General features: G+C 38.3%; 24 protein-coding genes and 1 pseudogene. 14 read left to right on the top strand and 11 right to left on the bottom strand.

Translation table 11 applies throughout. From position 1 onward, the window contains the following. Positions 1 to 34: 34 nt before the first annotated feature. The 12 genes and pseudogenes from N5852_RS06230 to galE all read left to right on the top strand — a co-directional run bounded on the left by N5852_RS06230 (position 35) and on the right by galE (position 15,393). Positions 35 to 895, top strand: coding sequence for a DUF4424 family protein (locus N5852_RS06230; protein ID WP_262099543.1), 861 nt, complete (start codon positions 35 to 37; stop codon positions 893 to 895). 2,083 nt (positions 896 to 2,978) lie between these two features. Then, positions 2,979 to 3,494 carry an Hcp family type VI secretion system effector gene (locus N5852_RS06225; RefSeq protein ID WP_262098477.1) on the top strand — a complete coding sequence of 172 codons (516 nt, stop codon included), beginning with the start codon at positions 2,979 to 2,981 and terminating at the stop codon, positions 3,492 to 3,494. Between the two features lie 28 nt (positions 3,495 to 3,522). Then, positions 3,523 to 3,651 carry a hypothetical protein gene (locus tag N5852_RS06220; protein WP_262098495.1) on the top strand — a complete coding sequence of 43 codons (129 nt, stop codon included), beginning with the start codon at positions 3,523 to 3,525 and terminating at the stop codon, positions 3,649 to 3,651. A gap of 160 nt (positions 3,652 to 3,811) precedes the next feature. Beyond that, positions 3,812 to 4,776, top strand: a pseudogene (locus N5852_RS06215) (type VI secretion system Vgr family protein); the annotation flags it as partial. A 96-nt stretch (positions 4,777 to 4,872) separates the two neighbouring features. Further along, a complete protein-coding gene (gene tssI, locus N5852_RS06210) occupies positions 4,873 to 6,519 on the top strand; it encodes a type VI secretion system tip protein TssI/VgrG (RefSeq protein WP_410004251.1) in 1,647 nt (548 codons plus the stop codon). An 8-nt stretch (positions 6,520 to 6,527) separates the two neighbouring features. Then, on the top strand, positions 6,528 to 7,709 hold the full coding sequence (locus N5852_RS06205; RefSeq protein ID WP_262099541.1) for a DUF2169 family type VI secretion system accessory protein: 1,182 nt from the start codon (positions 6,528 to 6,530) through the stop codon (positions 7,707 to 7,709). Between the two features lies 1 nt (position 7,710). Further along, positions 7,711 to 8,130, top strand: a complete 420-nt coding sequence (locus tag N5852_RS06200; protein ID WP_262099540.1) for a PAAR-like domain-containing protein — start codon at positions 7,711 to 7,713, stop codon at positions 8,128 to 8,130. A 1-nt stretch (position 8,131) separates the two neighbouring features. After that, positions 8,132 to 9,457, top strand: a complete 1,326-nt coding sequence (locus N5852_RS06195) for a hypothetical protein (RefSeq protein ID WP_262099539.1) — start codon at positions 8,132 to 8,134, stop codon at positions 9,455 to 9,457. Positions 9,458 to 9,484: 27 nt separating this feature from the next. Next, positions 9,485 to 13,246 carry an RHS repeat-associated core domain-containing protein gene (locus N5852_RS06190; protein WP_262099538.1) on the top strand — a complete coding sequence of 1,254 codons (3,762 nt, stop codon included), beginning with the start codon at positions 9,485 to 9,487 and terminating at the stop codon, positions 13,244 to 13,246. Positions 13,247 to 13,259: 13 nt separating this feature from the next. Further along, entirely contained in the window at positions 13,260 to 13,592 is a 333-nt protein-coding gene (locus tag N5852_RS06185; protein ID WP_262099537.1) for a hypothetical protein, read from the top strand. Positions 13,593 to 13,877: 285 nt separating this feature from the next. Then, positions 13,878 to 14,132 (top strand): RHS repeat domain-containing protein, encoded by a 255-nt coding sequence (locus N5852_RS06180; protein WP_262099535.1) that lies wholly within the window; start codon positions 13,878 to 13,880, stop codon positions 14,130 to 14,132. A gap of 253 nt (positions 14,133 to 14,385) precedes the next feature. Next, positions 14,386 to 15,393 (top strand): UDP-glucose 4-epimerase GalE, encoded by a 1,008-nt coding sequence (gene galE / locus N5852_RS06175; protein ID WP_262099534.1) that lies wholly within the window; start codon positions 14,386 to 14,388, stop codon positions 15,391 to 15,393. A 44-nt stretch (positions 15,394 to 15,437) separates the two neighbouring features. On the opposite strand, the gene N5852_RS06170 is transcribed toward galE, so the two are convergent. The 3 genes from N5852_RS06170 to N5852_RS06160 all read right to left on the bottom strand — a co-directional run bounded on the left by N5852_RS06170 (position 15,438) and on the right by N5852_RS06160 (position 17,330). After that, positions 15,438 to 15,968 carry a hypothetical protein gene (locus N5852_RS06170; RefSeq protein ID WP_262099532.1) on the bottom strand — a complete coding sequence of 177 codons (531 nt, stop codon included), beginning with the start codon at positions 15,966 to 15,968 and terminating at the stop codon, positions 15,438 to 15,440. A gap of 164 nt (positions 15,969 to 16,132) precedes the next feature. Then, positions 16,133 to 16,648 (bottom strand): hypothetical protein, encoded by a 516-nt coding sequence (locus N5852_RS06165; protein ID WP_262099531.1) that lies wholly within the window; start codon positions 16,646 to 16,648, stop codon positions 16,133 to 16,135. Between the two features lie 154 nt (positions 16,649 to 16,802). Beyond that, on the bottom strand, positions 16,803 to 17,330 hold the full coding sequence (locus N5852_RS06160; protein WP_262099530.1) for a YagU family protein: 528 nt from the start codon (positions 17,328 to 17,330) through the stop codon (positions 16,803 to 16,805). 199 nt (positions 17,331 to 17,529) lie between these two features. On the opposite strand from N5852_RS06160, the gene N5852_RS06155 reads away from it, so the two are divergent. Continuing rightward, on the top strand, positions 17,530 to 17,673 hold the full coding sequence (locus tag N5852_RS06155) for a hypothetical protein (RefSeq protein WP_262099529.1): 144 nt from the start codon (positions 17,530 to 17,532) through the stop codon (positions 17,671 to 17,673). 96 nt (positions 17,674 to 17,769) lie between these two features. Here the strand turns inward: N5852_RS06155 and N5852_RS06150 are convergent, their stop codons facing one another. The 7 genes from N5852_RS06150 to N5852_RS06120 all read right to left on the bottom strand — a co-directional run bounded on the left by N5852_RS06150 (position 17,770) and on the right by N5852_RS06120 (position 23,168). Further along, positions 17,770 to 18,249 (bottom strand): hypothetical protein, encoded by a 480-nt coding sequence (locus N5852_RS06150; RefSeq protein WP_262099528.1) that lies wholly within the window; start codon positions 18,247 to 18,249, stop codon positions 17,770 to 17,772. A gap of 221 nt (positions 18,250 to 18,470) precedes the next feature. Continuing rightward, positions 18,471 to 18,992 (bottom strand): hypothetical protein, encoded by a 522-nt coding sequence (locus N5852_RS06145; protein ID WP_262099527.1) that lies wholly within the window; start codon positions 18,990 to 18,992, stop codon positions 18,471 to 18,473. 254 nt (positions 18,993 to 19,246) lie between these two features. Continuing rightward, on the bottom strand, positions 19,247 to 19,711 hold the full coding sequence (locus N5852_RS06140) for a hypothetical protein (RefSeq protein WP_262099526.1): 465 nt from the start codon (positions 19,709 to 19,711) through the stop codon (positions 19,247 to 19,249). Positions 19,712 to 19,903: 192 nt separating this feature from the next. Beyond that, positions 19,904 to 20,515 carry a hypothetical protein gene (locus N5852_RS06135; protein ID WP_262099525.1) on the bottom strand — a complete coding sequence of 204 codons (612 nt, stop codon included), beginning with the start codon at positions 20,513 to 20,515 and terminating at the stop codon, positions 19,904 to 19,906. Positions 20,516 to 20,559: 44 nt separating this feature from the next. Continuing rightward, entirely contained in the window at positions 20,560 to 21,516 is a 957-nt protein-coding gene (locus tag N5852_RS06130) for a helix-turn-helix domain-containing protein (RefSeq protein WP_262099524.1), read from the bottom strand. Further along, positions 21,513 to 22,961 carry a replicative DNA helicase gene (locus N5852_RS06125; protein ID WP_262099523.1) on the bottom strand — a complete coding sequence of 483 codons (1,449 nt, stop codon included), beginning with the start codon at positions 22,959 to 22,961 and terminating at the stop codon, positions 21,513 to 21,515. Before N5852_RS06125 ends, N5852_RS06130 begins: the two co-directional genes overlap by 4 nt. Before the next feature lie 3 nt (positions 22,962 to 22,964). Beyond that, positions 22,965 to 23,168: a hypothetical protein gene (locus N5852_RS06120; RefSeq protein ID WP_262099522.1), complete on the bottom strand. Its 204-nt coding sequence runs from the start codon at positions 23,166 to 23,168 to the stop codon at positions 22,965 to 22,967. A 313-nt stretch (positions 23,169 to 23,481) separates the two neighbouring features. Here N5852_RS06120 and N5852_RS06115 point away from each other — a divergent pair, with 313 nt between their 5' ends. Then, complete coding sequence (locus tag N5852_RS06115) at positions 23,482 to 24,153, top strand: XRE family transcriptional regulator (RefSeq protein ID WP_262099521.1); 672 nt, start codon at positions 23,482 to 23,484, stop codon at positions 24,151 to 24,153. 75 nt (positions 24,154 to 24,228) lie between these two features. Here the strand turns inward: N5852_RS06115 and N5852_RS06110 are convergent, their stop codons facing one another. Continuing rightward, positions 24,229 to 25,797, bottom strand: a complete 1,569-nt coding sequence (locus N5852_RS06110) for an SNIPE associated domain-containing protein (protein ID WP_262099520.1) — start codon at positions 25,795 to 25,797, stop codon at positions 24,229 to 24,231. Positions 25,798 to 26,117: the final 320 nt, after the last annotated feature.

Here is a 26,117-nt window from a genome sequence, read left to right as displayed (position 1 = left end):
GTGGTGATAAGGGTCGTATTTAAAAGGATAAGAAATGCTTACTAAACACCATAAATATATGTTTATTTTTTTGGTAATTACTCACCTAATTTCAATAAATGCATATGCAAATGACACTGAGGGATTTTTTGCTGCCGGTGGTCTTGTTTTAAAAAAAAATGAAAATATTAAAATGGTATCAGAAGACTTATACATTTCTGAAGAAAAAATAGAAGTTAATTATATTTTCAAGAATATGACAGATAACGAAATAACAACACCGGTAGTTTTTCCTCTACCAGATCATATTATTGAAGATTATTCCAGAGAAGATGAAAAATACTTTTTAGCAGAAAATGATTTAAAAGATGCAAATAACTATAACTTTACGGTTATTGTTAATGGTGTTAAAATAAAGCCTAAAGTGCATAAAAAAAGACTAAAGTTTATGGATGGCGAAGAAGTAGATGATAGAAATTTAGCATTTTCAACTTCATTTTATTGGCAACAAACATTTCCCGCTAAAAAAGAAATAAAAGTTCGCCATGCTTATACACCAATGGTAGGAAGTGGTGTTCCTCAACCTTTGGATATTTTCCTCGATTATATTGCTACAGATGAATACTGTCCTGACTTAAATTTTAAAAAAACGATTAAAGCTAAGCAGCAAAATGGCTTTAACAATGCAACACGAATAATAATTGGCTATATTTTAACCACTGGCGGCAACTGGGCGGGTGGCACAATTGAAGATTTCCGTTTAGTCGTTGATAAAGGCTCTCCTAGTTCAGTCATTACTTTTTGCGGTAATAATGTAAAAAAAATTAGTCCTACTCAATTTGAAATGCGCGCAAAAAATTTTAAACCGAAAAAAGATCTTGATATTATGATTATTAAAAAATGGGGTCATGATTGATGCGAGCGAGGCCACATGAAAAACATGCCCATTTCAAATGTGCAACATCATTTCATACCATTTATTCGTCAAAAATAATTTAATTAAAAGTCTATTTTTCAATCACTTGGTTTGATGGCAGGCTAGAGCTGCATCGCGATGCATTGTGCTTAAGGGTTATTGCGCAAGGAACATCATCTTTTATTCATGGTAAGCAAAATTATACACGGCTTGTACGACTTTCTATGACGGTATTGTAATTGCTAGCTCAACCACAAAAATATTAAGCAGCTTTCGCTTAGCTAGCACTTACCCGATAATAGAATTTACTTTGATATAGATACTGATATGGTTAGTTTTTATCAGAGGCATAAGGAGGGAGAACGAAAACAACTTGCCGATCTAATCAGAAATTTAAATAAAAAATTATAAAAATCATATCAGTGAGACACGGGCATCCAGATACTAAGATCTTTTAATTTTATACTTTTTTAAGTAGCTTAATTTTTACTTTTTTACAGAATTACTTTTTTACTTAATTAATTGTCATTTATTTTTCAAAATGAACCTATTGAAAATAACAAAATAGCCTGTGAATTAGCACGGGCATCCAGATACCAATAAGGGGTTAAAACACGGGCATCCAGATACCATGCTACACGGGCATCTAGATACCAGATAAAAAAATAGCTTATTAATTACAATAGATTGTAAAGATATTTTTTGTCCCAACCCGCGCAATTTAACTTAATATATTTAACCATATAACCATATGGATAACTATTCAATTTTATCTAAGTAAATTTCTCAAATCCTCTCCTTCCTGAACTATTTATAACAGCTTAAATGTAATTATCACTCTTGAGAGAAAAAGAAATGCCAAAGAAAATTAAAATAAATCCCATAGAAACGATTTTAACAATAATTCAATTTTATCTATAAATTTAGATAATATCGCGCTCTATAATTATTTAAATGGCAAATAGACAGTATCTAATATTCTAAGGTAGCTTATCATGGAAATTTACAATCTTATCCTGATTTTTATATTGTTTAATAAACTTTGATAATGACTGTTGGGATATCTGAATTGAACAATTTTTTAAAAATTTCGTCCAAGATCATTTTTTGCGAATATTTTTGATCTAATAATTTAAAAATAAGGTCTTTATTGCGATATAAGACTACGCGTACAGCACCCTAGGCAACTTTATCATTTTAGTTCCATTTCATGCATACTTCTTCCATTTTGTTGTAAGTTATTGTACTTCAGTAAAATTTATAAAAAGAACAAGTTTGATAAAGATTGAAGAAAAAAAATTTTAGTGAGTATGGCAAGATGTATAATGTAGGCCTACGCACAAACATTACTCCTAACTTATTCGCATAAATGCTCAACGTCTATCTTGCTCTACGAGGTCTAGTTGTTACAGCTTTAGTTAATGATAATAAAAACAATTTCTTGTAAAAAGCCTAAATCTTTTACAGTTATGAAAGCCGATTGACTGGTTGAGCTTTAGCAATAATGTTCAAGGGCAGCTTTTAGTAAAATGCAATTTGTATTTAATAATTTACGAAAGATTATAAATCATATCGCGAGATGGTTTGTTTAAAGCGGCTTGATATTAGCTGTTTTCTGGTTTTTTTGCGGTTTACTTGATACAATTGATAAATATCAAGGATTTTTTATATTAGAATATTATTAATATACTAATAACTGCAAGAAATTGCAGTCGACTGCAATTTCTTGCAGTCCGGTATTTTTCTGTTTGTTTTCCGTTTGTTAGGTGCGTTTTTATTTGTTTTCACCCAAAAATGACTGCAATTTTTTGCAGTTATTAGTATTTTCTAATGTTTTGTGTTTTGAGGGCTAAAATTTATTTTCATTTTTATTTTCAATTACTTGTCTTTTTATTTTTGTATTTGCGCTAAATTGGCATGAAACTTGCTTCATATTTGGTGTGGGCAAGGGTTTTCATTTCTCTTTTGAACTTTCTTTGCTCACAGGACTGTTGGCTATTATCATTTTAAGCTCTCAATCGGGGGTAAAGTGCCGTCAGTTTTTAAAATGTAAGTTTGTTTGTTTATATAAAAGGATAAAGAAATGCCAACACCAGCCTATATTAAAATCGAAGGTACAACACAGGGCCCAATCACTCAAGGTGCAGCTTCTGAAGATTCAATCGGCAATATCTGGCAAGAAGGCCATGAAGACGAAATCCTCGTTCAGGCCATTGACCATGTTGTAACCATTCCTCGTGATCCACAATCAGGTCAGCCTTCAGGTCAGCGCGTTCATAAGCCTTTCAAGTTCACAGCAGCTTTGAGCAAAGCAACACCTTTGCTTTATAATGCGCTTACTTCAGGCGAGATGCTCAGCACTTGTGAAGTAAAATGGTATCGTACCAATACATCTGGTAAGCAAGAACATTTCTTCACCACCAAGCTTACCGATGCGATCATTGTTGATATTGATTGCAACATGCCGCATTGCCAAGATGCAAAAAATGCAGACTTTACCCAGTTGGTAACTGTATCACTCAGCTATCGTAAGATTGAATGGGAACATGCTGTTGCTGGTACTTCAGGTGCTGACGACTGGCGTGCGCCTAAGGTTTAAGCCATTAGGCAAGGAATGAAGCGTTTATATGGGGTTTAAAAATAAACGCTTCACTTTGCTTACCTCCCTCATTGATAAGATCAGAGCTATGAATGAGGGAACAAGCATCGGTATGGCTTTGCGGGGCATATCCATACCGATGCTGTTAAACCATTAGCTATGTACTTAAGGCTTTATAAAATTAAATAATATTTTTTAAATAAAGACAATGGGGCGATGTTTATTTTTTTGCCTCATTGAAGTGAAGACTTGGCTCTTTGGGCCTTGTTTCTAATTCTGAATAGTCCTGCTTTTACTTTATCATCCGGAGAATATCTATGAGCGCTATGCCAATATTGCCAAAACAATTTCAAGATCAAGATATTGCCTTTAGCTATTGGATGAAGGAAGCGCCTAATGATACCTTTGTCGTCACTGCCTTTGCGGTCGATGAAGCAATCTTTGGCATGACGAAGATTGAAGTCATGCTGTCAAGCAGTGATGATAATATTGATTTGCAAGCCTTGCTTGATAGTCCTGGCACTTTAACCGTGCATCATAAATATATGGACACTTTGCGTCACTTCTCCGGCGTTGTGGTAGAGGCGGAGCGCGGTGACAGAGGTCATCACCGTACCGCCTATCGTCTTGTGCTTATGCCAAGTCTTTATCGTTTGGATCATGGTTCTGATTGCTGTATCTTCCAGACCAAGAAAGTTGACGACATTGTACAAGAGATATTCTCCAAGCATGGCATTGACAATGTTACATGGGATATTGATAAAAGCTCTCATGATGCGCGTGAATATTGCGTGCAATATCGCGAAAGCCATCTTGGCTTTGTTGAACGTATTTTGGCTGAAGAAGGCATTTTCTATTACTTTGAGCATGACAAGGAAGGGATTTTAAAGCTTATCATCTCCGATAAGCCCAATGTTTTACATGATTGCCCAGGCTTAAAAGAGATTGAATATAATTCTCTCTCATCAGGCTCCGTCAAAGGACTATTTTGCTCATCGCTTTCCTATCGGGAAAATTGCGCGCCACAACCGTTGTGCAGCGCGATTATACCTTCAAGAACCCAGTTTATAATCAGGAGCATAAGGAAAAGACCGCAAACCCCAATGGCGAAAAGCATGATTATGAGCTTTATGATTATCCAGGTCGCTATAAGAAGGATAGTGCCGGTAAAGCCTTCACCCGTTATAAGCTAGAAGCAACCCGTGTTGATGCGTCACTTGGCTATGGTGTTTCCAATGCACCGCATTTGCTTACCGGCCATGCAATTACATTGTTTGAGCATCCTGATGATCGGTTAAACCAGAAATGGCGTTTGCTCACCATTCGTCATGAGGGTGTGCAGCCGCAAGCATGGGGCGAGGATGCACAAGGGATAGGCATGGCTGATACCGGCATTGTGGCGCCTGGTTTGCATGGTACAACGCTGTCAGGCCTTAGTTTTGGCACGACCTCATCGCAAAGCCCCAACTTGCTTACTCAGAGTTTAAACCGTCGCATGGGGCTAGCCATTGCTAGCAACAATAATGGTGCAGATAACGCCACTGTCTATGCCAATGCCTTTGCCGTGCAGCCATCGCATTTGCCTTACCGCGCACCGCAGACCAGCAAACCTCTCATCGATGGCCCACAGATAGCCACAGTCGTTGGGCCAGAGGGTGAAGAAATCCACACCGACCAATATGGCCGCGTTAAGGTTCACTTCCCATGGGACCGCCACAAAGACCCAAAGGCCGAGGATTCATCATGTTGGATAAGGGTGAGCCAAGCATGGGGTGGTGGTGAATATGGTAACCTTGCCATTCCGCGCATTGGTCATGAAGTGATTGTTGAGTTTCTCGAGGGCGACCCCGATCAACCAATTATCATGGGGAGAACCTATCATGAAATGAATGTTTCGCCCTATAAACTGCCTGATCATAAAACCAAAATGGCTATCCGCTCCAATTCTCATAAGGGCAATGGCGGTTTTAATGAGCTATCCTTTGAGGATGAAAATGGTCAAGAAAACATGTTTATGCATGCGGAAAAAGACCAGACGATCAAGGTTAAAAACAACCAAACACAGCGCATCGATGCCAATGCTATTCAAAACATCGGCGCTAACCAAGCTATTGAAGTTGCCAAAAACGTTAATCACCAAGTCGGCGGTGGCATGAATATGGTTGTTGGGGCGGTTGGTGGTGCTGCATCGGGAATATTGGGCAATGTCTTACAAGGCCTTATGGGGCAATCAGCAGGGCTGCTACAACAAGGCATGGCAATTGCCGCCCAAGCCATGCAAGCAAGCGCTGCAAAGTCTGGCTCTGGCAATGATAAGGGCAGCAGTGCAGTAAAGTCTGCGGCAATGACCGAACAAGCACCAATGCAAAAATCACCCACCCAAGGCGCACAAGCTAAACAGCTATCAACACGTGATCAATTGATACAGGCTGGTGAAGAGCGAAAGGCTGAAAAAGCCTTAGAGAAAAAAGGCCTTGAAAATATGATTAAGCCTTTATCAGATAGTGCAGAAGCCATTCAAAAGGAAACTGAGGGATTTAGCAAAATTTTATCAGCGGGTTCTGCCCTTGCCTCACTTGCTGGTTCTGGTGAGAAAATGGATATGTTGCGCGGTGCGCTAAACGTTGCCACGCAAGCTGGGCTTCGCTCTGGCGGTGGTGCAGGTATGGCAGCGGCAAGCTCAGGCCTATCACAAATTATCAGTGGGCTTATCGAAACAGGTATTCGCAATACCACCGTTGCCAAATTTGACAATAATACCATTGGTATAGGCTCGACCGAACAGGTCGGACAGGTGAAGGTAACTACTGTTGGCAAAGTTTCAACTGAACAAGTTGGGCATACAAAACAGATGTTCATTGGTGAACAATTCGTCCTTGCCGTTGGACAGGATGAAGATACCAAAGAACCCATGTCATTATTAATGATGGATAATAAAGGAAATATTGTTTTGAAAGGCAAGAAAATATTAATTGAAGGTTCAGATGTTATTCAGGAACGTAGTGAAAATATTCAAATGAATTGATTTCAAAAATGGCAATAACACTTAAAAATTTCACTGAGTTACCAATGATGAGATTTTCTAACCTTGATAATCAGGGGCGGGAATTTGGAATTATTATGGTAAAATGTGCTTTTGATTATACAAATGATGGTGTTTTTAAACCATCATTTGAACAGGAGCCATTTTGTTTTACGGATGAGTTTTATGGTGAGCTTAATAAAACCTCCGTTAAACAACCTTCAGATTTGGTTAGTTATAAGCCTGAAACAGATATTATTATAAACGCCATCACCTATGCGCCGAATAATGAGTTAGCTTCATCATGGGAATTTGGTTTTCAAATAACCGACCAGAACGGTACAGATTTTTTCAAAAAGTTAAAGGCCTATGGCCCACGTTTTTGGGTTCCTAAATGGAAAAAAAGTTTAAATGAAGAAGAACAATTAGACTGGAAAGATCATATAAACTACTTTGATGGTTGGTCTTTATCTGAGGCAGAAAAAATAAAATCGGTACCGATCCGTTATGAATATGCTTATGGTGGAACAATTGAAAAAATTGTTGACGATAAAACAATTATTGATGCTTTTGAATACAATACCGTCGGGCGCGGACGTATAAATAAACAATTTACAGATCATACCAAACCTGTTCCAGCCCCTCAAATTGAGGAGTTGGGACAACCTGTTGTTGAACCATATAAAGATTATCTACCTGCAGGCTTCGGCGCAATACCAGCAGCATGGTTACCTCGCAGAAAATTTGGTGGAACATATGATCAAAACTGGGTTGATCATGTTTGGCCAAACTGGCCAAAAGATTATGATTTTAAATTTAATAATACGTCATCAAGCCAATTAAAAACAGGAAATTTTATCAGTTATCATATAAATTTGAAACTTTTAAATTTATCTGTTAAAGGGAATTTGGAGTTTAGGATAGCAAATCCAATTATCTATACTGTTGTAACCGATGATATGGAAAACGAAACCTATAATAATGTCAATCTTGATACCATCATTTGTGACTTTTTAGATAAAGATATAAAAAAATGGCGAATTTTTTGTGTTTGGCGTTTTGTTTACAATATGAAAAATGTTGAGAGCATATCAATCAACAAAAGCCCAGATTGGATGCGACCAGAGCATTTAATGCCTTCACTTCTGCCGCCCCCCACACCCGATCAAGTTGCTGAAAAAATGGAGAATTAATATGGCACATCCAATTTCAACAAGGCGTGCAGGCGATAATTTTATCCATTCTATAGGTCCAGATGTGTGCTGGACACCTATGGGATCAATTGAGGTGCCTGTACCGTATTATTCAATTGTTTTTTTTGATAATTCAACTCGTGCATCACATGATGTTAATGATAATGAGCTTGCCGATTTTGATCTTAATACTCGTGCAAAAGGTGTAACAGGCCATGAACCTGGTACGGGTAAAGGAATTTTTGTGCCTGGTTATTGTGCTTTTGGTGGGCCCAAAAAATCGACATCCAATATTTATACTAATGGTTTTCAAATTGTAAGAGATGGCGACCCCGCGATGATCAATAGCCCAACTGAGCAAGCGCAAGAAATGCAAGCTCCATGGATAAATATAACCTTGACGAAAACCGAAGAGACGTAAAATGGATGAAAAAATAGACTATTCAAGTAATATTGCATATGTTGAATCAATCCAAAACCTTTCTGATGAAGAACTTGAAAAGATTGAAGAATATGATCCATTTAGACAAATATTTATAAAAAATAATATCGATTATAGAAATCAGTTAAAGAAAGCAAAAGCTCTATATGATGCTAATGCTTATGCACGAGTGGTAGTTGATACCATAGAAACAGATAATTGGTGTCAACGTATAGAAAAGGAGGTAACAGCTGAAGCGGAAAAAGATAAGCGTGCGAAGATTGAAGCTTTTAAAGACGCCAAAAATTTTATGGAAAGTAATAGTGATTGGAGAAAAGGTATAAATGATTCTTATAACATGGAAGATTTTTATCAAGCTCAAGTAAGATTAGGAAAATCATCAAAAGAAATTAGTGATTTAATAGATAAACGAATCAATGAAAGCTCTATTGCAGATCAATATTATAAATTGGCTAAAGAAATAAATAAGCCAATAGATTTAGAACCATTTATGAAAAAGCGTGGTATTTTAGAAGCTTGGAAAACGTGTATGCAATGTGCAGCACAAGAAGATGAAATATTAGATCGATATGACAAAAATAGAGATACTTTTAGCGGAAGTGAAGATGAGGCTGAACTTGCAGAAATTAAACAAGAGGTAGCCAATCGGCCCAATAGACCCATAGTTATGGAAGATGAGTATATGGCAAGATGGGGGCATGATGTCGCTGTTAATAGTCGCCTAGCAGAATTGAAAAAAAAAGCACCTGAACTTATTGTAGATGAATATACAAAAAAGGTTGAAGAATGCAGTAAGCTTGATGCCAATTCCTCTCGAAGTTTAGATGAACAATATGGTGAAAAATTTGTCTTCGTCATGGATGTATGCGGATTTATTCCGGGTTTAGGTACTGCATCATCGCTAATACTGGCTGGTTATTATGCCGCTAAAGGTGAGTTAAGTGATGCCGCACTTTCAATGGCAGGTGCCGTTCCTTTAGCGGGAGCAGCGGGTAAAGGTGCTGCCTGGGCAGTTAAAAAGGCCAAAGCCGGTGCAGCACTGTTGGAACGTGAAGCCACTAGCCTGGCTAGAATGTCTCATGCAAGAGCTGCTGAAATATTAAGTAAAACCCCAGGTTTAACAAGAGAAATGCGAGAATCCTTGTTAGAGCAAGCTGCTAAACGTAGAAAACTTGTAGAAGAGATTAAAGAAAAAGCTAAACAGCGGCAGGATCAGCTTAAAAATGAACATTCCGCCGTCAAAGGTCAGCGCGATACTCATACTTCGCAAAAAGACCCTTCTTGCGCACGCTGCGCAGGTAATTGATAGTTTTATTTTTTAAAAGGCGGGAAAATGAATTTTTTAAATGATTTAAGAGTTGTAAGTGATCCGGTCTCAGTAAGTGATGGTAAGCTTATTGGAAGTGATATTGATTTTGCTATTTCATTTGATATTCCCGTTATTATTGATAGGCATTATTCGTCAGCCAAATCCAATATCACCCCTCTTGGCCGGTCACGCTTTTCTTCCATTGATAGTTTTATCATAGCCGATGAAAATGATCCCAAATTATTGCACTATTTTGACGGTCTTGGTCGTGATGTGCATTTTGCCCGTCCCATTCCATCGCCTGGTAAGTATTCATCTAATAACGTTTTTCGTGGTTTAAAATTATATGCCGGTAAAAACCGTCAACTTATTTTAAAAGAACAAAAACTCACCACTTATTTTCAAAAATTTGATGATGGCAAATGGCGCATTCAATCCATTGAAGATCGCTGTGGCAATAAAATTATTTATACCTATATTGATATTAATCTTGCTAAAATTACTGTTCCTAACGGTCTTTCTTTTGAATTTTTATATCAAAATAATTTACGCACACAAATCTATTTAATTGGTAGGCTAGGCACTAAACAGCATATTTTAAGCTATGAATATGATAGCCGTAAAAATCTAAGTGCTGTTATTCATCATTATGGAAAAAGCTTTAAATTTCTTCATGATGAAAAAGATCAGTTGGTTGAGTGGACGGATTCTTTTGGTACGCATACGAAACATTATTATGATGATCAAAAACGCGTTGTTAAAACTATCACCAATGGCCCTTATAATGGTGATGCTTTTTCCTATGATGAAAATGGTATAACGCATTTTTTTCCTGAAGGAAAAAAAGAAAAAGAGATTTTATTTTTTTCTGATCATAATAGGCAAGTCTATCGTGAAATCCACCCCTTAGGAAAAGAGGTTTTACGGGAATATAATCAGAACCGCCAACTTGTTAGCGAAATAAATGGTGAAGGTAATATTACATCTTATGAGTATGATCAAAGTGGTAATATTACATTTATTAATGATGGCGAAGGCCGCGAACATTTTTATTCCTATGACGAGTGGGGTAATCTTAAACTTGATATTGATGGTAGGGGGCGCAAATGGCGCTATCGTTATGATGAAAATGGTAGTCTTGTAGCAATCATTTCTCCAGAAGACAAAGTTCTTATGGAGATAAACAATGATGATTTTGGCAGGCCCGTAGCTGTTATGCGTAGTGATGGCTACTTACAGCAAATGAAATATAATGAATTTGGCGATTTAATAATATCGTCAGATTTTAGCTCTGCCAGATCTAAATATAACTATGATGAATTTGGACGTTTAACCACCATCATTGATGCGATGGGGCATGAAACATCTTTGTTTTATAAAGATATTGCAGGATATAATTTTTGGCAAGCGTCAGCTATTCGCCGTCCTGATGGGGCTCTTATTGAATTAAAAATTGATAAAAATGGTACACAATATAGCACTAAAGATGGTGAAAATCGTAATACCACTTATAATTATGGGCCATTTGCACTTTTAAAAACCATTGAAGATGCTAAAGGTGGCAAGCTCGAATTTACTTATGATGGGCAAGAAAAATTAGCCAGTGTTACCAATCAACTTGGGCAAAAATGGCTATTTGAACGTGACGCGGCTGGTCGCGTGGTTAAAGAAATTGATTTTTCGGGCCTTACACAAAAATATATTTATGACAAAGCAGATCGTATTATTGAAGTTCAATATGTAGATGGCGCAAAAATCCTTTTTGAATATGATCAATCGGGTTTATTAATTAAGGAACAAGCCTATGCTCCCGATGGGCAATTACAAGATGAAACCAATTATAATTATGATGATAGCGGTCTTTTAACCCGTACTGAAAATAATTCCGCAGTTATTAGCTTTATTCGCGATAAACTTGGGCGCGTCTCGCAAGAAAAGCTCAATGGTCGCGCAGTAGATAATATTTTTGACTGCTGCGGTCGGCGGGTTGGGCGTTTAATAAATGATAAGAATTTTGTAAAAACCCTTTATGACCCGATGGGGCGTTTTTCAGAACTAACAATTGGTGATCACGCAGCGTTGAAAATGACGCTTGATCCATTGGGGCGTGAATTAAAACGTGAAAGTGCGGCTGGTTTTGTTTTAAACCAAAGCTATGATGTGCTTGGCCAGTTAAAAAGCCAGATTGGCGGCTTTGCCATTGCCTCATTAGGTCGTGGCCTTGAAGGGGCAATGGCCGCACAACAACAAGGCATTGATCCTTCTAAAGCCACCTCACAAGTTGAACGCTATTTTAATTGGAACAAAAGTTTTGAACCCCTTGCTATTGATGATAAAAGATGGGGTAATACCTCTTATAATTATGATGCTAATGGCCAAATAGTCGAGAGCACATCAATTGATGGCACCGTTGAACGCTTCCGTTATGATAGTGCCTTAAATATTAGCGGCTTTTCTGGTGGAAACACTGCAGATACTGCAAAGTTTGAGCAATGGCTATCGCGCCAAGGTGGTGCGATTAGTGAAGCGAAAGGCCCCAATGGCGAGCGCGTTCATTTAACCTATGACAGCCGTAATCGTGTGATTGAACGGCGTGTTGAAAAAAATGGCTTCCGCATTAAAATTTGGAAATATCAATGGGATGCAAAAAATCGACTGATTGGTTGTATACCCCCAACGGGAGAACGCTGGACATATCATTATGATCCATTCGGGCGGCGTATCTTTAAAATCAATGCCAGCATTGCGCAAAAGGCATTATTAGCACAATCGCCCAATGTGACAGAGTTGGAAAAGAATCGCGGTGCTTATCATGAAGATAAACACCAACGCGGCAGTGGCGATATGTCGGGGGAGACTATCGTCGGCACAGCCTATCTATGGGATGCACATACAATAGCTGAAGAAGCACCATTAAAAGCAAGTGGTGAAGCTGATTGGGATAAAGCCACCAAATGGCATTATGAGCCTAATACATTTAGGCCAATTGCTAAAGAAACAGCAAATAGTGAACTGTTCTACATCGTCAATGATCATCTTGGCACACCGCGCGAAATGTTTAGCGAGGACGGTAAACTTGTTTGGGCAGCGCAATATCGCACATGGGGCGCAATTCATAAAATATGGCAAGCAGATAATGACAATGATATTCGTGGCCCCTATCCGCCACCAATACGTGGCAATTTAGCATTCAAGTATGACACGGTGGAGGCACAAGCCGCGCAAACCTGCCCCATCCGCTTTCAAGGCCAATGGGAAGATGCGGAAACTGGTCTTTACTACAACCGCTATCGCTATTATGATCCACTCGCCGCGCAATATATCTCTCCTGATCCTATTGGTTTGGCTGGTGGGTTGAGGTCTAATGGCTATGTCCACAATCCCAATGCATGGATTGATCCGTGGGGGCTAGCAAGAGCACCAGTTCCAGTGCCATGTTGCGGGCCTAGTGGGAATTTAGATTGGAGTGGTGTTGATAAACATGGAGTATCACGTAAAGACCATGTAATTGCTCATGAAACAGATATTCCCACCAAAGATATTCAAGGTGTTTTTTCGAACAATGCAATTACGCAAGTAGAAGATGCTTGGGCAATAGCCAAACAACAAGGCATAATACCAACACTAGATAAGTACGGAAACTGGAAGTATACAATTCCAGCACCCGGTGCGGGTATAATGGGTGGTGTCGAAGGTGCAAAGCTAGGCAATCCTATTTTAAATAACGTAACTATTATTACTAAACCTGGCACAAACCATGTTATTACTGCCTTCCCGTCACTTTAAAAAGGATTTTAAAATGTTCAATAATGATATTAAAGTTAACTATGAAGAATTTAAAAAAAAATTAGGCGAAGAACTCTATTGCTGTGATTTTTATTTTTTTAAATGCCCTAAATGCAAAACAATATATCTATATGAATATGATGAAGGAGGTTTTTTCTTTAACCCAGACAATATACAAGAAGTTGTAAACGATTCAAATTTTAAATGTTTAAAATGTGGTTTTGAATTTACAGCCAATGATAAAGTATCTAACGGCATTTGGTTCGGTGATAATCAAGACCCCAAGTTTCATGTTACAAAAAAAGATGTTCTTTCCAGTAATTGGGAATGGGCAATAATTAAATAAGGGCATTGCCAGAATAACTTTGCATTTGAATAATGGCGTGATATTTTTGCGCCATTAGTAAGATCAACCCTAAGCAATCAGTTAGGGCAAAAATGGCTTTTTGAACGTGATGCGGCTGGCCGCGTCATTAAAGAAATAGATTTTGCCGGCCTTATTCAAAATTATAGTTATGATAAAGCAGATCGCGTTATAGCAACGCAATATGCTGATGGTGCAAAGTTAAATTTTGCTTATGATAAATCAGGTCTTTTATTAAAAGAACAAGTATTTGCTAGCGATGGCAGCTTGCAAGATGAAACCATCTATCATTATGATCAAACCGGCTTATTAAGCCGTGCTGAAAATAATTCGGCTGTCGTTGCTTTCAAGCGTGATGCCCTTGGCCGCGTAATCAGTGAGACCAAAGGCCCTAATGGCGAGCGCGTTCATCTAACCTATGATAGCCGCAATCGTGTGATTGAACGGCGGGTTAAAAAAAATGGCTTCCGCATTAAAATCTGGAAATATCAATGGGATGCTAAAGATAGGCTGATTGGCTGAACAACACCAACGGGCGAACGCTGGACATATCATTATGATCCATTCGGGCGACGTATTTTTAAAATTAATGCCAGCATTGCGCAAAAAGCACTATATAGAATGACCACTCAATACTAAAACGACACTATAATTTAAAAAGGCGAGATAAAAACTTAATGATAAAAATAATGTGACATATTTTTTGAACATATTTTGGCTATTTCATATAAGTAAAATAAACTAACTAAAATTTAAATCATAAATGGATGATGTGATGACAATTCTTGTAACAGGTGGCGCCGGCTATATCGGCTCGCATACATGTGTAGCACTTTTAAATGCTGGCTATAATGTGGTTATTGTTGATAATTTTGACAACAGCCACCCAGAGGTTATCAAGCGCATTGAAAAAATTACCGGCCGCACGGTAATTAATGAGCCGGGCGACATTCGTGACCGTGAATTTTTAGAATCTGTACTAACCCGCCATAAATGCACGGCAGTCATTCATTTTGCTGGCTTAAAAGCCGTAGGTGAATCTGCTGAAAAGCCATTGCTTTATTATGATTGCAATGTCAGTGGCACCTTAAGGCTGTTGCAAGCCATGCAACGAGCTGGCGTTAAAAAGATCATCTTTTCATCCACCGCCACCGTTTACGGCACGCCAGCCTATCTACCCTATGATGAGAAACATCCCCTTGCCCCAGAAAGTGTTTATGGCAGAACCAAATTAACCGTTGAAAATATGCTACGCGATTTATATACCAGCCAACCCGATTGGAGCGTCGTGATATTGCGCTATTTTAACCCAGTTGGCGCCCATGAAAGCGGCCTAATTGGTGAAGACCCAAAAGGCATTCCCAATAATCTTATGCCAATTGTTGCACAAGTAGCAGCAGGACGGCGTGACCATTTAATGATTTGGGGCAATGATTATAAAACCCGTGATGGCACTGGCGTGCGCGACTATATCCATGTTGAAGATTTAGCAAATGGCCATGTTAGCGCGTTAAAGCTGACCGATAAACCAAATTGCGAAGTGGTTAATCTTGGTTGTGGCAAAGGCTATAGCGTTTTGGAAGTGATTAAAGAATTTCAACATATTTCAAACCGTGAAATTAAATATGAAATTGGCCCACGCCGCGCCGGCGATATTGGCGAATTTTATGCCAATCCTGAAACGGCAAAGCATAAATTAAATTGGCAAGCAAACCGCGATTTAAGAAAAATGTGCGCGGATATGTGGAACTTTCAAGTAAAAAACCCCGAAGGTTACCAATAATAAATAATAAGGGCTGCGTATCGTAAATGCAGCCCTTTATAATTTTATGAAATCTGCAATAATCTTTTTACCTCATTTGGTGCACCAGTGGCAGCAAGGTCTTCCTCACGCACCCAAAAAAACGTGCGATCTATAATTAAAATCCAAATATTATTATATTTTGTTCGACTATCTATCGCTTTATAATTACATATTGAATAAATGTCATTATATTCGCTCTTATAACTATCGGCACCAAAGGTTAAATCAAAACCATTTTTCATCATATATGATTGATTATAGTAATCTTTCAGCGCAACATAGTTGTTAAATCGCCCCAGAACGATAAAAATAAACCAAGCTAACACTACAACAAACACCATAGAATTGTTTACATAACTCTTATCTATGACATATCTTGTTAAAAGTGTAACGATTATAAATGTCGCAATGACAACTATTAACAGTCTCACCAATTGTTTTGTCAATGATGGAGTTTTATTGGATCTTTTGAATTGAATTAAAACTGCCTTATTAACACTTAAAAATTCTTGGAACGTTAATCCCTCAACATGAACTGTATTATATTTTATCATTGGCTTTCTGCCTTTTATTCGTTTTTAAAAATATACATAAAATTATTTGTAAAATACAATCATTGAGACTATTGCACTAGCAAACCGAACTTGGGAAAACAAACGGCGTAAGCCTTAAGTTGGTATATCCAACAATCAACCAATTACCAAGATATTTAGGATTTTTATGCAATCTCTAACAATCTTTTTACCTCCTCATCAGCACCAGCAAGATCTTCATCGCGCAACCAAAAATAAGTAAGCCCTAAAGAAAAAACCCAAATATCATTATATTTTTTTCGCGTATCGATCGCGCTATAATTGGTAATCGTGCAAGTTTTATTATATTCAATTTTATAGCTATCAACTCCAAAGCTTATATCATAACCATTTTTTATCATCGTGGATTGATTATAAGCCCTTTTTAAAATATTATTATTATTGTATATCGCCAGAATATAACATAAAAATATTGCTAAAAAATAACCTAAAAAAAAGGAATTAATGACTTTATCTATACCTAAAAAAAATGAAATTAAAACGCTAACTATAGCAAATATTATAAAAATACCAAAAATATATTTCAATATCCGTTTTTTTCTTGTTTGTGGTACTGCCAGTTTAGACAAAACCAACTTATTAATGGCTACATATTGTTTAAATGATAGCCCATCAATATGAATTTTATTACAAGTTGTCATTATTTTGCTGCCACTTATTTTTTATCTCAATCAATACTATAATGAATATTTCAAATAAAATAAATAAATAAAAAGGCTGCCAAATTAACTTTAGCAGCCTTCTAATTTTTAAAGAATATATAAACATCTGCCAATATAGTCGCAAAAACTATATTTAAGCTGCCATGACATCAGCTTTTCCACTCATCCTAAAGCGCAAGTCATGCCTGAAAATTTCAATCGTCCATGCCCACATAAGATGTCCAAAGCTTTCAGAAAATAATTCATCAAAAGGCAACTTCCAAATTGGCGGCGCCCATCCACCAACTGGTAATACCAAACCATGGAAACCAATGGTTACGACAACACCAAATAGAAGACCTTGCCAAAGTTTTACCTTTGGAAAGATTTCGGCAGCGATACAGTAAGCAACGGCAAAAACAATCGAAAATAAGTAATGAACACCCGATATGCCCCAATTAACAATATGGTCAGAATAATGATAGATCATATTGCTGGAATCTATGCCAAAGCTTTGCAACACTTCGGCAGGTGGGATCAATCTATCTGGGGTACGCGGAGGCAGAACACCTTCAATACCAGATTTTACAAAACCTGAGATTACGCCACCGGCTAAACCAACAATAGTCGCAATTCCAAACAGCCTGTCTTTGGGGTTCGTTCTAACAAATAATGACGTCATATTATTACTTCCAACACATGAAATATGTGCATCAATATCCATATTTAGCTTAACCGCAAGTCACAATTAAGAGAGCAAAACCAATCAACTACAATTGCTACAACTTATCAAAAATCGATAATGATATTTCGCCACACCTTGAATCGTTTATTTTCGCTCCATATAGATCTAAAGTTACAATATTTTTAGGATCGTAATTATGAACCGATTTCTCTATCTCATTATTGGTGCGCTTATTGTCGTTGTTGCTGGTTTTAGTTACTATACCTATAAACAAGAAAAACAGCCATCAGGCATTGAACTTAAACTTAACGAAAATGGTGTTTCAGTCGATCAGCATTAAAAAATGTTGAGCAGAATTTTTTTTAGTTACTGCCCAACATTTTTTTCGTAAATAGTGCCCGAACTTTAAGATTTAGGGCTAAACCTTAAATCTTATTTATGAAGAGAATACAGGCAAAGTGTTTAATGAGAGCTGATAATAAATTGCATTGGCGTCTCCCCCAACAGGAATAGACCATTGCGTAGCTGGGGCAATGTCTTTTAAAATGCCTATTGGAAAACGTCCTTCACCCGGTGATAAATGTAACGCATCATGATTTGATGCAAAAATAGTTTGGCCAATATTAACGATTGTTACGTCTAATGGCTTTACCAAAGCATCAGCCATAAAAGTTACGTCCCCCCCCTGCATTGGTCGAACTTTAATATCGCCGTCTTCTCCATTTGTATTGTCATACATGCCCTCATCGTATTGTGTTGACACGTAACCAATAAATACAACAGCATCAGGATGACTAATTGGAACAAGCAATCTATTCTTTGTTAATGCTAATAAATTACCTCCTCGCAAATTAACGCCCGCTTTTACTGGATAGTTATTATCTATATAAGCCTCAGTTACACCTTTAATAATCATATTAAATTCCTTCTAAGTATATTTCGTTTTGCCCGCCTCGCTTTAGCAGCGGCATTTTTAATTTTATATTCTGTATCTATACAGTAATTGTGACTATATTCACGTTTTGTTCTATAACCGCAATTTATATAAGAAGTTTCTGATTTATGCTTTTCCAAGCCAATAGACTGTTTGTAAAAGGCAACCATATTGGCTGCCTTTATATATTTTACAATATAAGCTTACGCTTTATAGCGTGGTAGGTTAACGTTTGTATCGATCCAATGGAAAAGCTCCGTTGGATTTGCGCCTTGCATAGGTGCAGTCACAAGATAAATACCAATAGGAAAACGGCCTTTACCAGGCGTTTTATGAAGTGTGCGATTGCCAGACGCATAGATAATTTGGCCATGATCTTGCAAACTAACTTCCAAAGGTTGGGTTAAACTTGCAACAGGGAAACCATAAGTTCCTATAAAACATTGACCATTTTTATCACCATCTTGGCCATTAGTATTATCAAGAAAGCCCTGCATAAACATATCATAAGAATCTTGATTAATCACAGCTTCCCCTGTTGCGGGATCTCTTGTTGCAGGCAATTCGACTGTCACTCCAGCAAAAATAAGGGCATCTGGATGCTCGATCGGTACCAAATAGCGCTCATTAGTATATGCGCATAGCATATCAAAATCGAGTTTGATACCACCTTTTACTCCTCGATTTATTTCTGGATAATATCTAGCTATCATTGAATGTGTCATTTTAAATTCCTTTCAAATAAATTTCGTTTTGCCCGCCTCGCTTTAGCAGTGGCAGTTTTTAAATTTGGCAGTTTAAATTCATTCAGCAATTGCGGCTATATTCACGTTTTGTTCTATAGCCGCAATTTATATAAGAAGTCTCCAACCTATGCTTCGTTAAAAAAACTAAGCAGATATTTTTATAATTTGCTGAGAATTTGGCATTAAGCATCGCCTTTACAGCACCGCTTTATCAGCAGCATGCCAACCCAAAATTAACGATAAAGAGGCGTGATCTTGCTCGTATCAATTTCATAAACAATTTCATTTGGATCACGGCTTGGATCTATATTATGATTTTTCTTAATTGCAGTTAGAATGCCAAGAGGCAAACGACCGGTACCAGGCATAGTATAAAGGGTTTTAAGCGAAGATGCGTAAACTGGTTGATAAAAATTCTCAATTTTCACTTTAAACTCTTCAGTCAAATCTGATGCAAATATATTCAAACCACCTTGCATGAAATTATAAGCGGCAGCTGACACATCGCCATCTTGACCATTAGTGTTATCAACTCCTTCATAAGTTGCGATAGCACCGGCCACTACAATTCCTTCAGGATGACCAAAAGGTACAAGAAAGCCATCTTTAGTAAAAGCGGTCATCTGGGTATAAGCAATCTTCACCCCGCCTTTAATTAAATTCCGTCCATCACTATCAGTTTGAATAAAATCAACCATTTTAAATTCCTTTCATTTAAATCACATGCCGGCTTTTTTAACAAAAGCCTTTGTAGTATAAATTTCATAACTGCTAAGTCTTGAAGGGTCTTAACAACTGCAACCAATTTCACGTTTTGTTCTTTAGTCGCAATTTATATAAGAGGTTTATGACATATGCTTCGTCAACAAAAAAATTGACAAAAATATTTTTTATGAAAAACGGCGGGGAGCGTTGGTTTTGGCGCAAAAATGGCGCACTAATGCATTTAAAACCATGCGGGCGGCGCCAATTAAATTTTCAAGTTCAACATCATTAATAATCACATATTGCAGTGCTGCATAAAGATTTTCATGGCCATTATCAAATTGCGCTTCTTGTATGGCTTTCATCGCATTTTGATAACGCTGGCGCGCTCGCAACACCCAATCGGTATATTCTTGCATATTATCAACATTCATGGACTGCCCTGTTTTTTCGTAAAATGCACCAGGCGACAGTAGCGAGCAGCGATAGTCATTGCGGATTTTTAAAAATTGCAGCGCGGCATCATATTGATCTTGGCTTAAACCGTTGGCAGCGCCTTTCATCGCAAGCCGGCCAATAAAAGTCGCGGCCATTGGGTTTCTCGCCTCATGAACATTTAAACCAAAGCGGCGCGCCCGCACTTCAATTGCTAATTTATCAATTGGTTCTTGTGGCCCTTTAGCCCTTGAAACACGCCCATTAGGCTCGCGCAATTTGCCATGTATGCGTGGACGACCGCCTCTTTTTGTAACATGCCCAGTTTTAGATGCTTTTGTTTTGGCTTTTTGTTGTGCCATAGTCATTCTCCTTTTTTAAATTGATAAATTGCGTTATTGTGGCACTATTGTGCGGCGGCTAAATATGTTTCAGCCCAGCCTATGCCATCATTTGGCAAAACAAGCTTAGCTGGCACAAGTGAGCCTTGACGATTGGGCATTGGGCCCCAAAGGCTTACCTGCCACTCTTTACGGCTGCGGCCAAAATTTAGTATTTTTTGCCAGCGTTGATCATCAAAGCCACCAATATTGCACTCGTGCGCCAAAGGTTTTACCTCTTGCGGTTGAAAGCCATCAAAACGCCTTTGGCTGATAAAACGGCAAAAATGTACAGGGCGATAATCGGGGTTTTTCTGGCAATGCGCCTTAAAATTAGGGATAGCAGCAAGCACCAAAGCACGGTCGCTCGCATCTAAACGCTGCCACTCGCTAAAACCTTGTTTTTTTGACATATTGCAGTCAGTTGGGTATAATTTCCATGCATTTTCAAATGCTTGTGGATAGTTTGGTTTTTTATTTTTAGCTTTTGACGCGAATAATTCTTGTTGTGATTTTTCTTTTTGGTTTTCACCTAAGTTTTCCTGTAGGTCGGAATGGTTTTCCGACAAAGAATAATCTTCTGGTATTTTTTCCAGTTTCTTATAAGGAGTATCAACAATGCAACCCTCCCCCGTATGTGCCACAACACCCTCCCGTTGCAGCTTGCCACCCTCGCCTTTGCAAATGCTATCCGCGGATAGCAAATTGCCACCGGCAAAATGCAAGATATAGCTATTTGCAAGTTGGCGGCCATCATCACCAAATTCACGGTTAATGCTAATCCAGCCATTTTGCTCAAGCCATTGCAATTTGCGAATAACCGTGCTGCGCGCGCAGCTACTTTCTTGGCTGATGCGCTCAAAAGTTGGGAAGCATTTGCCTGTTTTGCTGTTTAAGCAATTGGCTAATGATATAAGCACCAGTTTGGCGGTTGGGTCTTTTATTGTTTGATCTAAAACCCAAGCAACAGCTTTAATACTCATGGTCTTGCTCCATTTCTAATTGCCGCACATGCCATATCGGCAAAAACGCCAATGGTTTTCAACGGGCCATTGCGCTGCTTGGCCACAATAATTTCCATTGTATTTTGCGTATCAATTAAGCGCTCGACACGCGCACTTTCCATGTCAAAATCAGCATATTTTTCGCGGTCAAGATAATAGGCTTCACGATGCAAAAACATAATCGTATCAGCATCTTGCTCAATGGCACCAGAGTCGCGCAAATCGGATAGTTGAGGGCGTTTATCATTGCGCTTTTCCACCTCGCGGTTAAGCTGCGATAACAGCACCACAGCAATATCAAAATCGCGGGCAATAGCTTTTAATGTTGCGGTCATTTCAGCAATTTCATTATTGCGATTGCCACAATAGCGGTTGCTGGCGCGAATAAGCCCTAAATGGTCAATAATCAATACTGATAATTCAGCGCCGCCTTTGATAAATTCGGCTTTCATGGCTTCAACCTTAGCGCGGATTTGCGCAATGGTAATGCCTGATTGATCATCAATTAAAATGGGCAAATTACCAATGGCTTGGCAAATTTCTTCCATTTGCTCCAAATCATTAAGCGCAATCTTGCCATTAATAATATGGGTGTAGGGAATATCCATGCGCTTATCAAAGGCAATATCGCTTGCCATACGCGCGGCTAGCTTATCCTTATCCATTTCAAGCGAAATAATGCCAACGCCATGCTTGCCAGATTTAGCAACCGCACGGGCAATGGCGGTGGCAAAAGTGGTTTTGCCCATGGATGGGCGCGCACCAATTAAAATTAAATCACGCTTTTGAATACCACCAGTAATCGCATTTAAATCAACAAGCCCCCAGTTTAAACCCGTTAAACCGTTATTAGAGCTTGCTGCTTTTCTTGCAGCAATAAAGGCACTTTGCATAGCGCGTGAAAGAGATGTTCTAGCGTTTTTGCTAGTTGATTTACGGCATTTTACCAAAATATCATCAAGGGCTGCAACACTCGATGAAACAAGCCCTTGAAGCGATGCTAACGGGTCTTTAGCAGCAATGGCGATATTTTGCGCGTGATCGGATAATTGCACCCTGCCCCATTGCTCAAGCACGCGCATTGCCCGTTCTTCAACACTAGCAGGACGGGTAATAGTATTGCTCGTAAGGCGCACCAAATATTCAGCCCAGCTTACTAAGCCACGCGCCTTTAATTGTTCTTCAACACCTTTAGGGCAGCCTTTTACAATGATTGGCAAAGTGGTTGATTGATAGGTATCAAAGCCGCGCTGCATGGCATTAAAAACGCTTTGATGCAGTGGTTCAACAAAATTATCGGCCGATAAAATAGCCGATGCCTTAATGAAACATTCTGTTTCCAACAGGCAACCACCCAGCAAATCTTGCTCGATTTCAGGTATAAAAGCATTTTGATTAACCGTTCCATTTAAAAATTCGGCCATAAATTAATGCTCACTTGTTTTAAGGTTAAAACTGTTCATTGCTTCATAATCAAAATTACGACTTTCAAGCGCAATGTGGCGGCCCTGCGCAAGGTCGCGCCGCAATAAAGCGCGGCCAGCTGGCGTCATCGGCAAGCGCACTAATTTTTCCCTAACATCAAGCCTTACCAATAGGCGCTTTGCAGCTTGCGAAAAAATTTCACTCATAGCCCCCCACTTTTTTAAAATAATTTCCAACCAACGCGAAACGATAAATAGCAAAGCCAAGTCACGCAAATTATGCGGCAGGCAATTATTAAGTGATTTTTGGTGTGTTGGATCCGCTCCTAAAAAATTACCGCGAGATACGCAGTTGCAGCCCATAAGCCATAGCTTACCACTTTCAGAATATCTGAATTGAACCAATTTAGAAAATGTAACGACTCGATTTTCCATAGTTGGATAATAGTTGGTTTTATCCAACTTTGCAACGTAAATTTACCTCTTTTCTTTTGGTTGGATATATCCTACAATATCAAATATGGAAAAATTACGTCAAATCATTGCACAGCGTTTGCAAGCGCTCAACATAGGTGCAGTTGAAGCTGCCACCAAGGTTGGGCTTGAAAAGGGCTATATTCGCGACTTTTTATCAGGACGAAAAAAATCTTTTCGCAATGATAAATTTGCCCAATTAGCCCAGGCACTTGAGTTGGATATAGCTGAGCTTATGGAAGCAAGCACGCCGGAGCACGCCACAAGAATGATAGCTGAAAAGCCTAATGCGAAGATTTTGGGGCCAGTAAAACTTGCAACCAACCGCAAGATCCCCATTTACGGGCAAGCGGTTGCTGGCATTAATGGCGAGTTTATGCTTAACGGCAATATTCTTTACGAGGTTTTGTGTCCACCGCAATTAGCCGATGTTCAAAATGCTTATGGTGTTGTGGTAAGCGGAGACTCTATGTCGCCGCGCTATGAAGATGGCGAGGTTGTTTTTCTCAACCCACAAAGACGGGTTAAACAAAATGATTATGTGGTTGCACAAATTCAAATGGATGAATTTTCGACACCTCATGCTTTTGTCAAACGCTTTGTGCGCCACAATGCGCAAGAATTGGTGCTATCGCAATTCAACCCACCGATGGAATTAAAATTTCCCCATGCCCGAGTGGTTTCGGTGCATTTTATTGCCGTCGCTGGAGAGGTTTAATAAAAACCAACAATAGTAAGTTTGAGTTATGGTTTCCCTTTTAAACCTACCTTGCCAAATCCAGCAACTGCACTTTTAAATAGTTTTGGGTAGTCCATCAATGAGGCTATCCTCATCAGGGAGTAACTCCTTATGTCTTTTAGCTAAAGTTTCTTTATAGTCTTGTGCTTCAATATCATCAAAAAACGGTGCGTCTGGCGCTAAGCGGTTAACCGCCTCGCGGACCTCATTTATGGAAATATTAAAGAATTCTTTTCTCGGATTAATCATGTTAACACGTCCCTTGTCGAATTCTTTATGCAACGAATATTCTAATGCAGGTGCATCATCACTATAAATTATTGCATGCACATCAAATATAAAAGGAACGCTTGCACTACCTAACTCTCTAACCCTATCCATAGGATCTAATCTTCGTGTCAAGCCAATTTTAAAGATACCTTCACCAAATGAACCAATATTGGATATGATATAAATATAACCAGACCGTGTTCTTTCAGCCATCGCCTGTGCTCGTTCAACACGCGCATGTGCATTTTGTAAATCTTCTTCTAATAACTTAATTTTTTCTTCAAAGGCTGTAAGTTTTTCACCAGATAAAGATTGGGCTTCGTCTTTAGCCTTTTTCAGCAAGCGTTTGTAATTATCTTCATCTTCTTCAGCTTGCTCCAAATCACGTTGAAGCTTTTGTTCTTCACGCGCTAAACGTGCCATTTCTGCACGCTCGTCTTTTTCACGCTTTAGTTTTTCCTTATATTCATGAGTTAATTGTAATTCCTTTAATTTTAAATTTAAATATTTTCCAGAAAGGACAATAGCTTGCGCATTTACTAGTTTAGCTATTTGCTCAGACGCACGTATTATTCTTTTTTCCATTGCTATCGCATTGTTCCATCGTGCATTGGCGATAGCTGCATCACATTCATTGTTAAATGCACGTAATACAAGCTTAATTGAATTGTTAATTAAAACCTTCCCTTTAGCTACGCTACCCTCAACATGCCAAACTGTATTGCAAAATACAGCTTCTTGGGATTTCACCATACTTTTTTGTTCGGATCTTATTTTTTCAATTTGCTGTTTATATTTGTCGCTACTGTCAAAATCAAAGTGGGGTTCATAAACACCCATTTCAGCAAAAGATAATCGTTCATCAAAAATTGCAACTTCTTTGATTAGCCGCTCATAGATTTCTCTTTTCTTGGAATACTCATCACGGATTTTTAAAATATCTTTATCTAATTCTTCTAATTGAAGTTTCCTGTTCCTCATTTCCGCTTCATAAGCTTCATCATATATTTGAGAAACTTTCAAAGTTTTAGCTACTAAACTATCAATATTTGTCTGTAACCGTCTTTCTTCGGCTGCTAAATTGGCAAAATTACCGAACTGTGGCTCCATATCTGCCAATCGAGTTTGAGCAGCCTTTAAACCTTCTTGCGTTTCGATTAATGCATGAGCTATCGTAACATTTACCTTTGCCTGTTTACTTATTTTGCGTTTGCACAAGCAATATAAAACCAAAAAAAGAACAAATAAAAATGGGCAAATAATAAGTATAAAAGCAAAAACTATATCCATAACTTTTTGCATCCCTCCTCTAAATAAATAGAAGATTGCAAACTTTAAATGGTCTGTCAACATAACATCTCTTGCTATGAGCACCCTTGCCAAATCTAGCCACCGCGCTTTGTTTGCTTAATGTGAGAGGGTCATGCAAAAACCTGCAACTGTGGCTTTAGCCTATATAAGCAATCGAGTTGCTTTGTAAGCATTATAATTTTTTATCTTCGATAATAGTCAATCACTCGTTTTGATTATTGACCTTATTTGTTTTACGCGCTCCTATTTGCACCATATTCCTTACCTGCAATCTACTAAAGGCTAATCAAGCAGATAACGCTACAAACCAGAAACTTTTTACAAAATTTGCAGGCTAGCTTAACTCAATTAGAAAATTTTAA

The sequence above is a fragment of the Bartonella sp. HY328 genome (assembly GCF_025449335.1).
In the GTDB taxonomy this organism is placed as follows: Bacteria; Pseudomonadota; Alphaproteobacteria; order Rhizobiales; family Rhizobiaceae; genus HY038.
The sequence above is the reverse complement of the archived record's forward strand: the minus strand, read 5'-3'. Positions and strand labels throughout refer to the sequence as shown.

Excerpts from the sequence above, each read along its gene's own strand:
- galE (WP_262099534.1), top strand. The coding sequence starts at position 14,386 with ATGACAATTCTTGTAACAGGTGGCGCCGGCTATATCGGCTCGCATACA.
- N5852_RS06115 (WP_262099521.1), top strand. The coding sequence starts at position 23,482 with ATGGAAAAATTACGTCAAATCATTGCACAGCGTTTGCAAGCGCTCAAC.
- N5852_RS06150 (WP_262099528.1), bottom strand. The coding sequence starts at position 18,249 with ATGATTATTAAAGGTGTAACTGAGGCTTATATAGATAATAACTATCCA.
- N5852_RS06185 (WP_262099537.1), top strand. The coding sequence starts at position 13,260 with ATGTTCAATAATGATATTAAAGTTAACTATGAAGAATTTAAAAAAAAA.
- N5852_RS06230 (WP_262099543.1), top strand. The coding sequence starts at position 35 with ATGCTTACTAAACACCATAAATATATGTTTATTTTTTTGGTAATTACT.
- N5852_RS06140 (WP_262099526.1), bottom strand. The coding sequence starts at position 19,711 with ATGGTTGATTTTATTCAAACTGATAGTGATGGACGGAATTTAATTAAA.
- N5852_RS06165 (WP_262099531.1), bottom strand. The coding sequence starts at position 16,648 with ATGACAACTTGTAATAAAATTCATATTGATGGGCTATCATTTAAACAA.
- N5852_RS06125 (WP_262099523.1), bottom strand. The coding sequence starts at position 22,961 with ATGGCCGAATTTTTAAATGGAACGGTTAATCAAAATGCTTTTATACCT.
- N5852_RS06145 (WP_262099527.1), bottom strand. The coding sequence starts at position 18,992 with ATGACACATTCAATGATAGCTAGATATTATCCAGAAATAAATCGAGGA.
- N5852_RS06200 (WP_262099540.1), top strand. The coding sequence starts at position 7,711 with ATGGCACATCCAATTTCAACAAGGCGTGCAGGCGATAATTTTATCCAT.
- N5852_RS06220 (WP_262098495.1), top strand. The coding sequence starts at position 3,523 with ATGGGGTTTAAAAATAAACGCTTCACTTTGCTTACCTCCCTCATTGAT.
- N5852_RS06120 (WP_262099522.1), bottom strand. The coding sequence starts at position 23,168 with ATGAGTGAAATTTTTTCGCAAGCTGCAAAGCGCCTATTGGTAAGGCTT.
- N5852_RS06205 (WP_262099541.1), top strand. The coding sequence starts at position 6,528 with ATGGCAATAACACTTAAAAATTTCACTGAGTTACCAATGATGAGATTT.
- N5852_RS06190 (WP_262099538.1), top strand. The coding sequence starts at position 9,485 with ATGAATTTTTTAAATGATTTAAGAGTTGTAAGTGATCCGGTCTCAGTA.
- N5852_RS06110 (WP_262099520.1), bottom strand. The coding sequence starts at position 25,797 with ATGTTGACAGACCATTTAAAGTTTGCAATCTTCTATTTATTTAGAGGA.
- tssI (WP_410004251.1), top strand. The coding sequence starts at position 4,873 with ATGGCTGATACCGGCATTGTGGCGCCTGGTTTGCATGGTACAACGCTG.
- N5852_RS06195 (WP_262099539.1), top strand. The coding sequence starts at position 8,132 with ATGGATGAAAAAATAGACTATTCAAGTAATATTGCATATGTTGAATCA.
- N5852_RS06130 (WP_262099524.1), bottom strand. The coding sequence starts at position 21,516 with ATGAGTATTAAAGCTGTTGCTTGGGTTTTAGATCAAACAATAAAAGAC.
- N5852_RS06155 (WP_262099529.1), top strand. The coding sequence starts at position 17,530 with ATGAACCGATTTCTCTATCTCATTATTGGTGCGCTTATTGTCGTTGTT.
- N5852_RS06135 (WP_262099525.1), bottom strand. The coding sequence starts at position 20,515 with ATGGCACAACAAAAAGCCAAAACAAAAGCATCTAAAACTGGGCATGTT.
- N5852_RS06160 (WP_262099530.1), bottom strand. The coding sequence starts at position 17,330 with ATGACGTCATTATTTGTTAGAACGAACCCCAAAGACAGGCTGTTTGGA.
- N5852_RS06170 (WP_262099532.1), bottom strand. The coding sequence starts at position 15,968 with ATGATAAAATATAATACAGTTCATGTTGAGGGATTAACGTTCCAAGAA.
- N5852_RS06225 (WP_262098477.1), top strand. The coding sequence starts at position 2,979 with ATGCCAACACCAGCCTATATTAAAATCGAAGGTACAACACAGGGCCCA.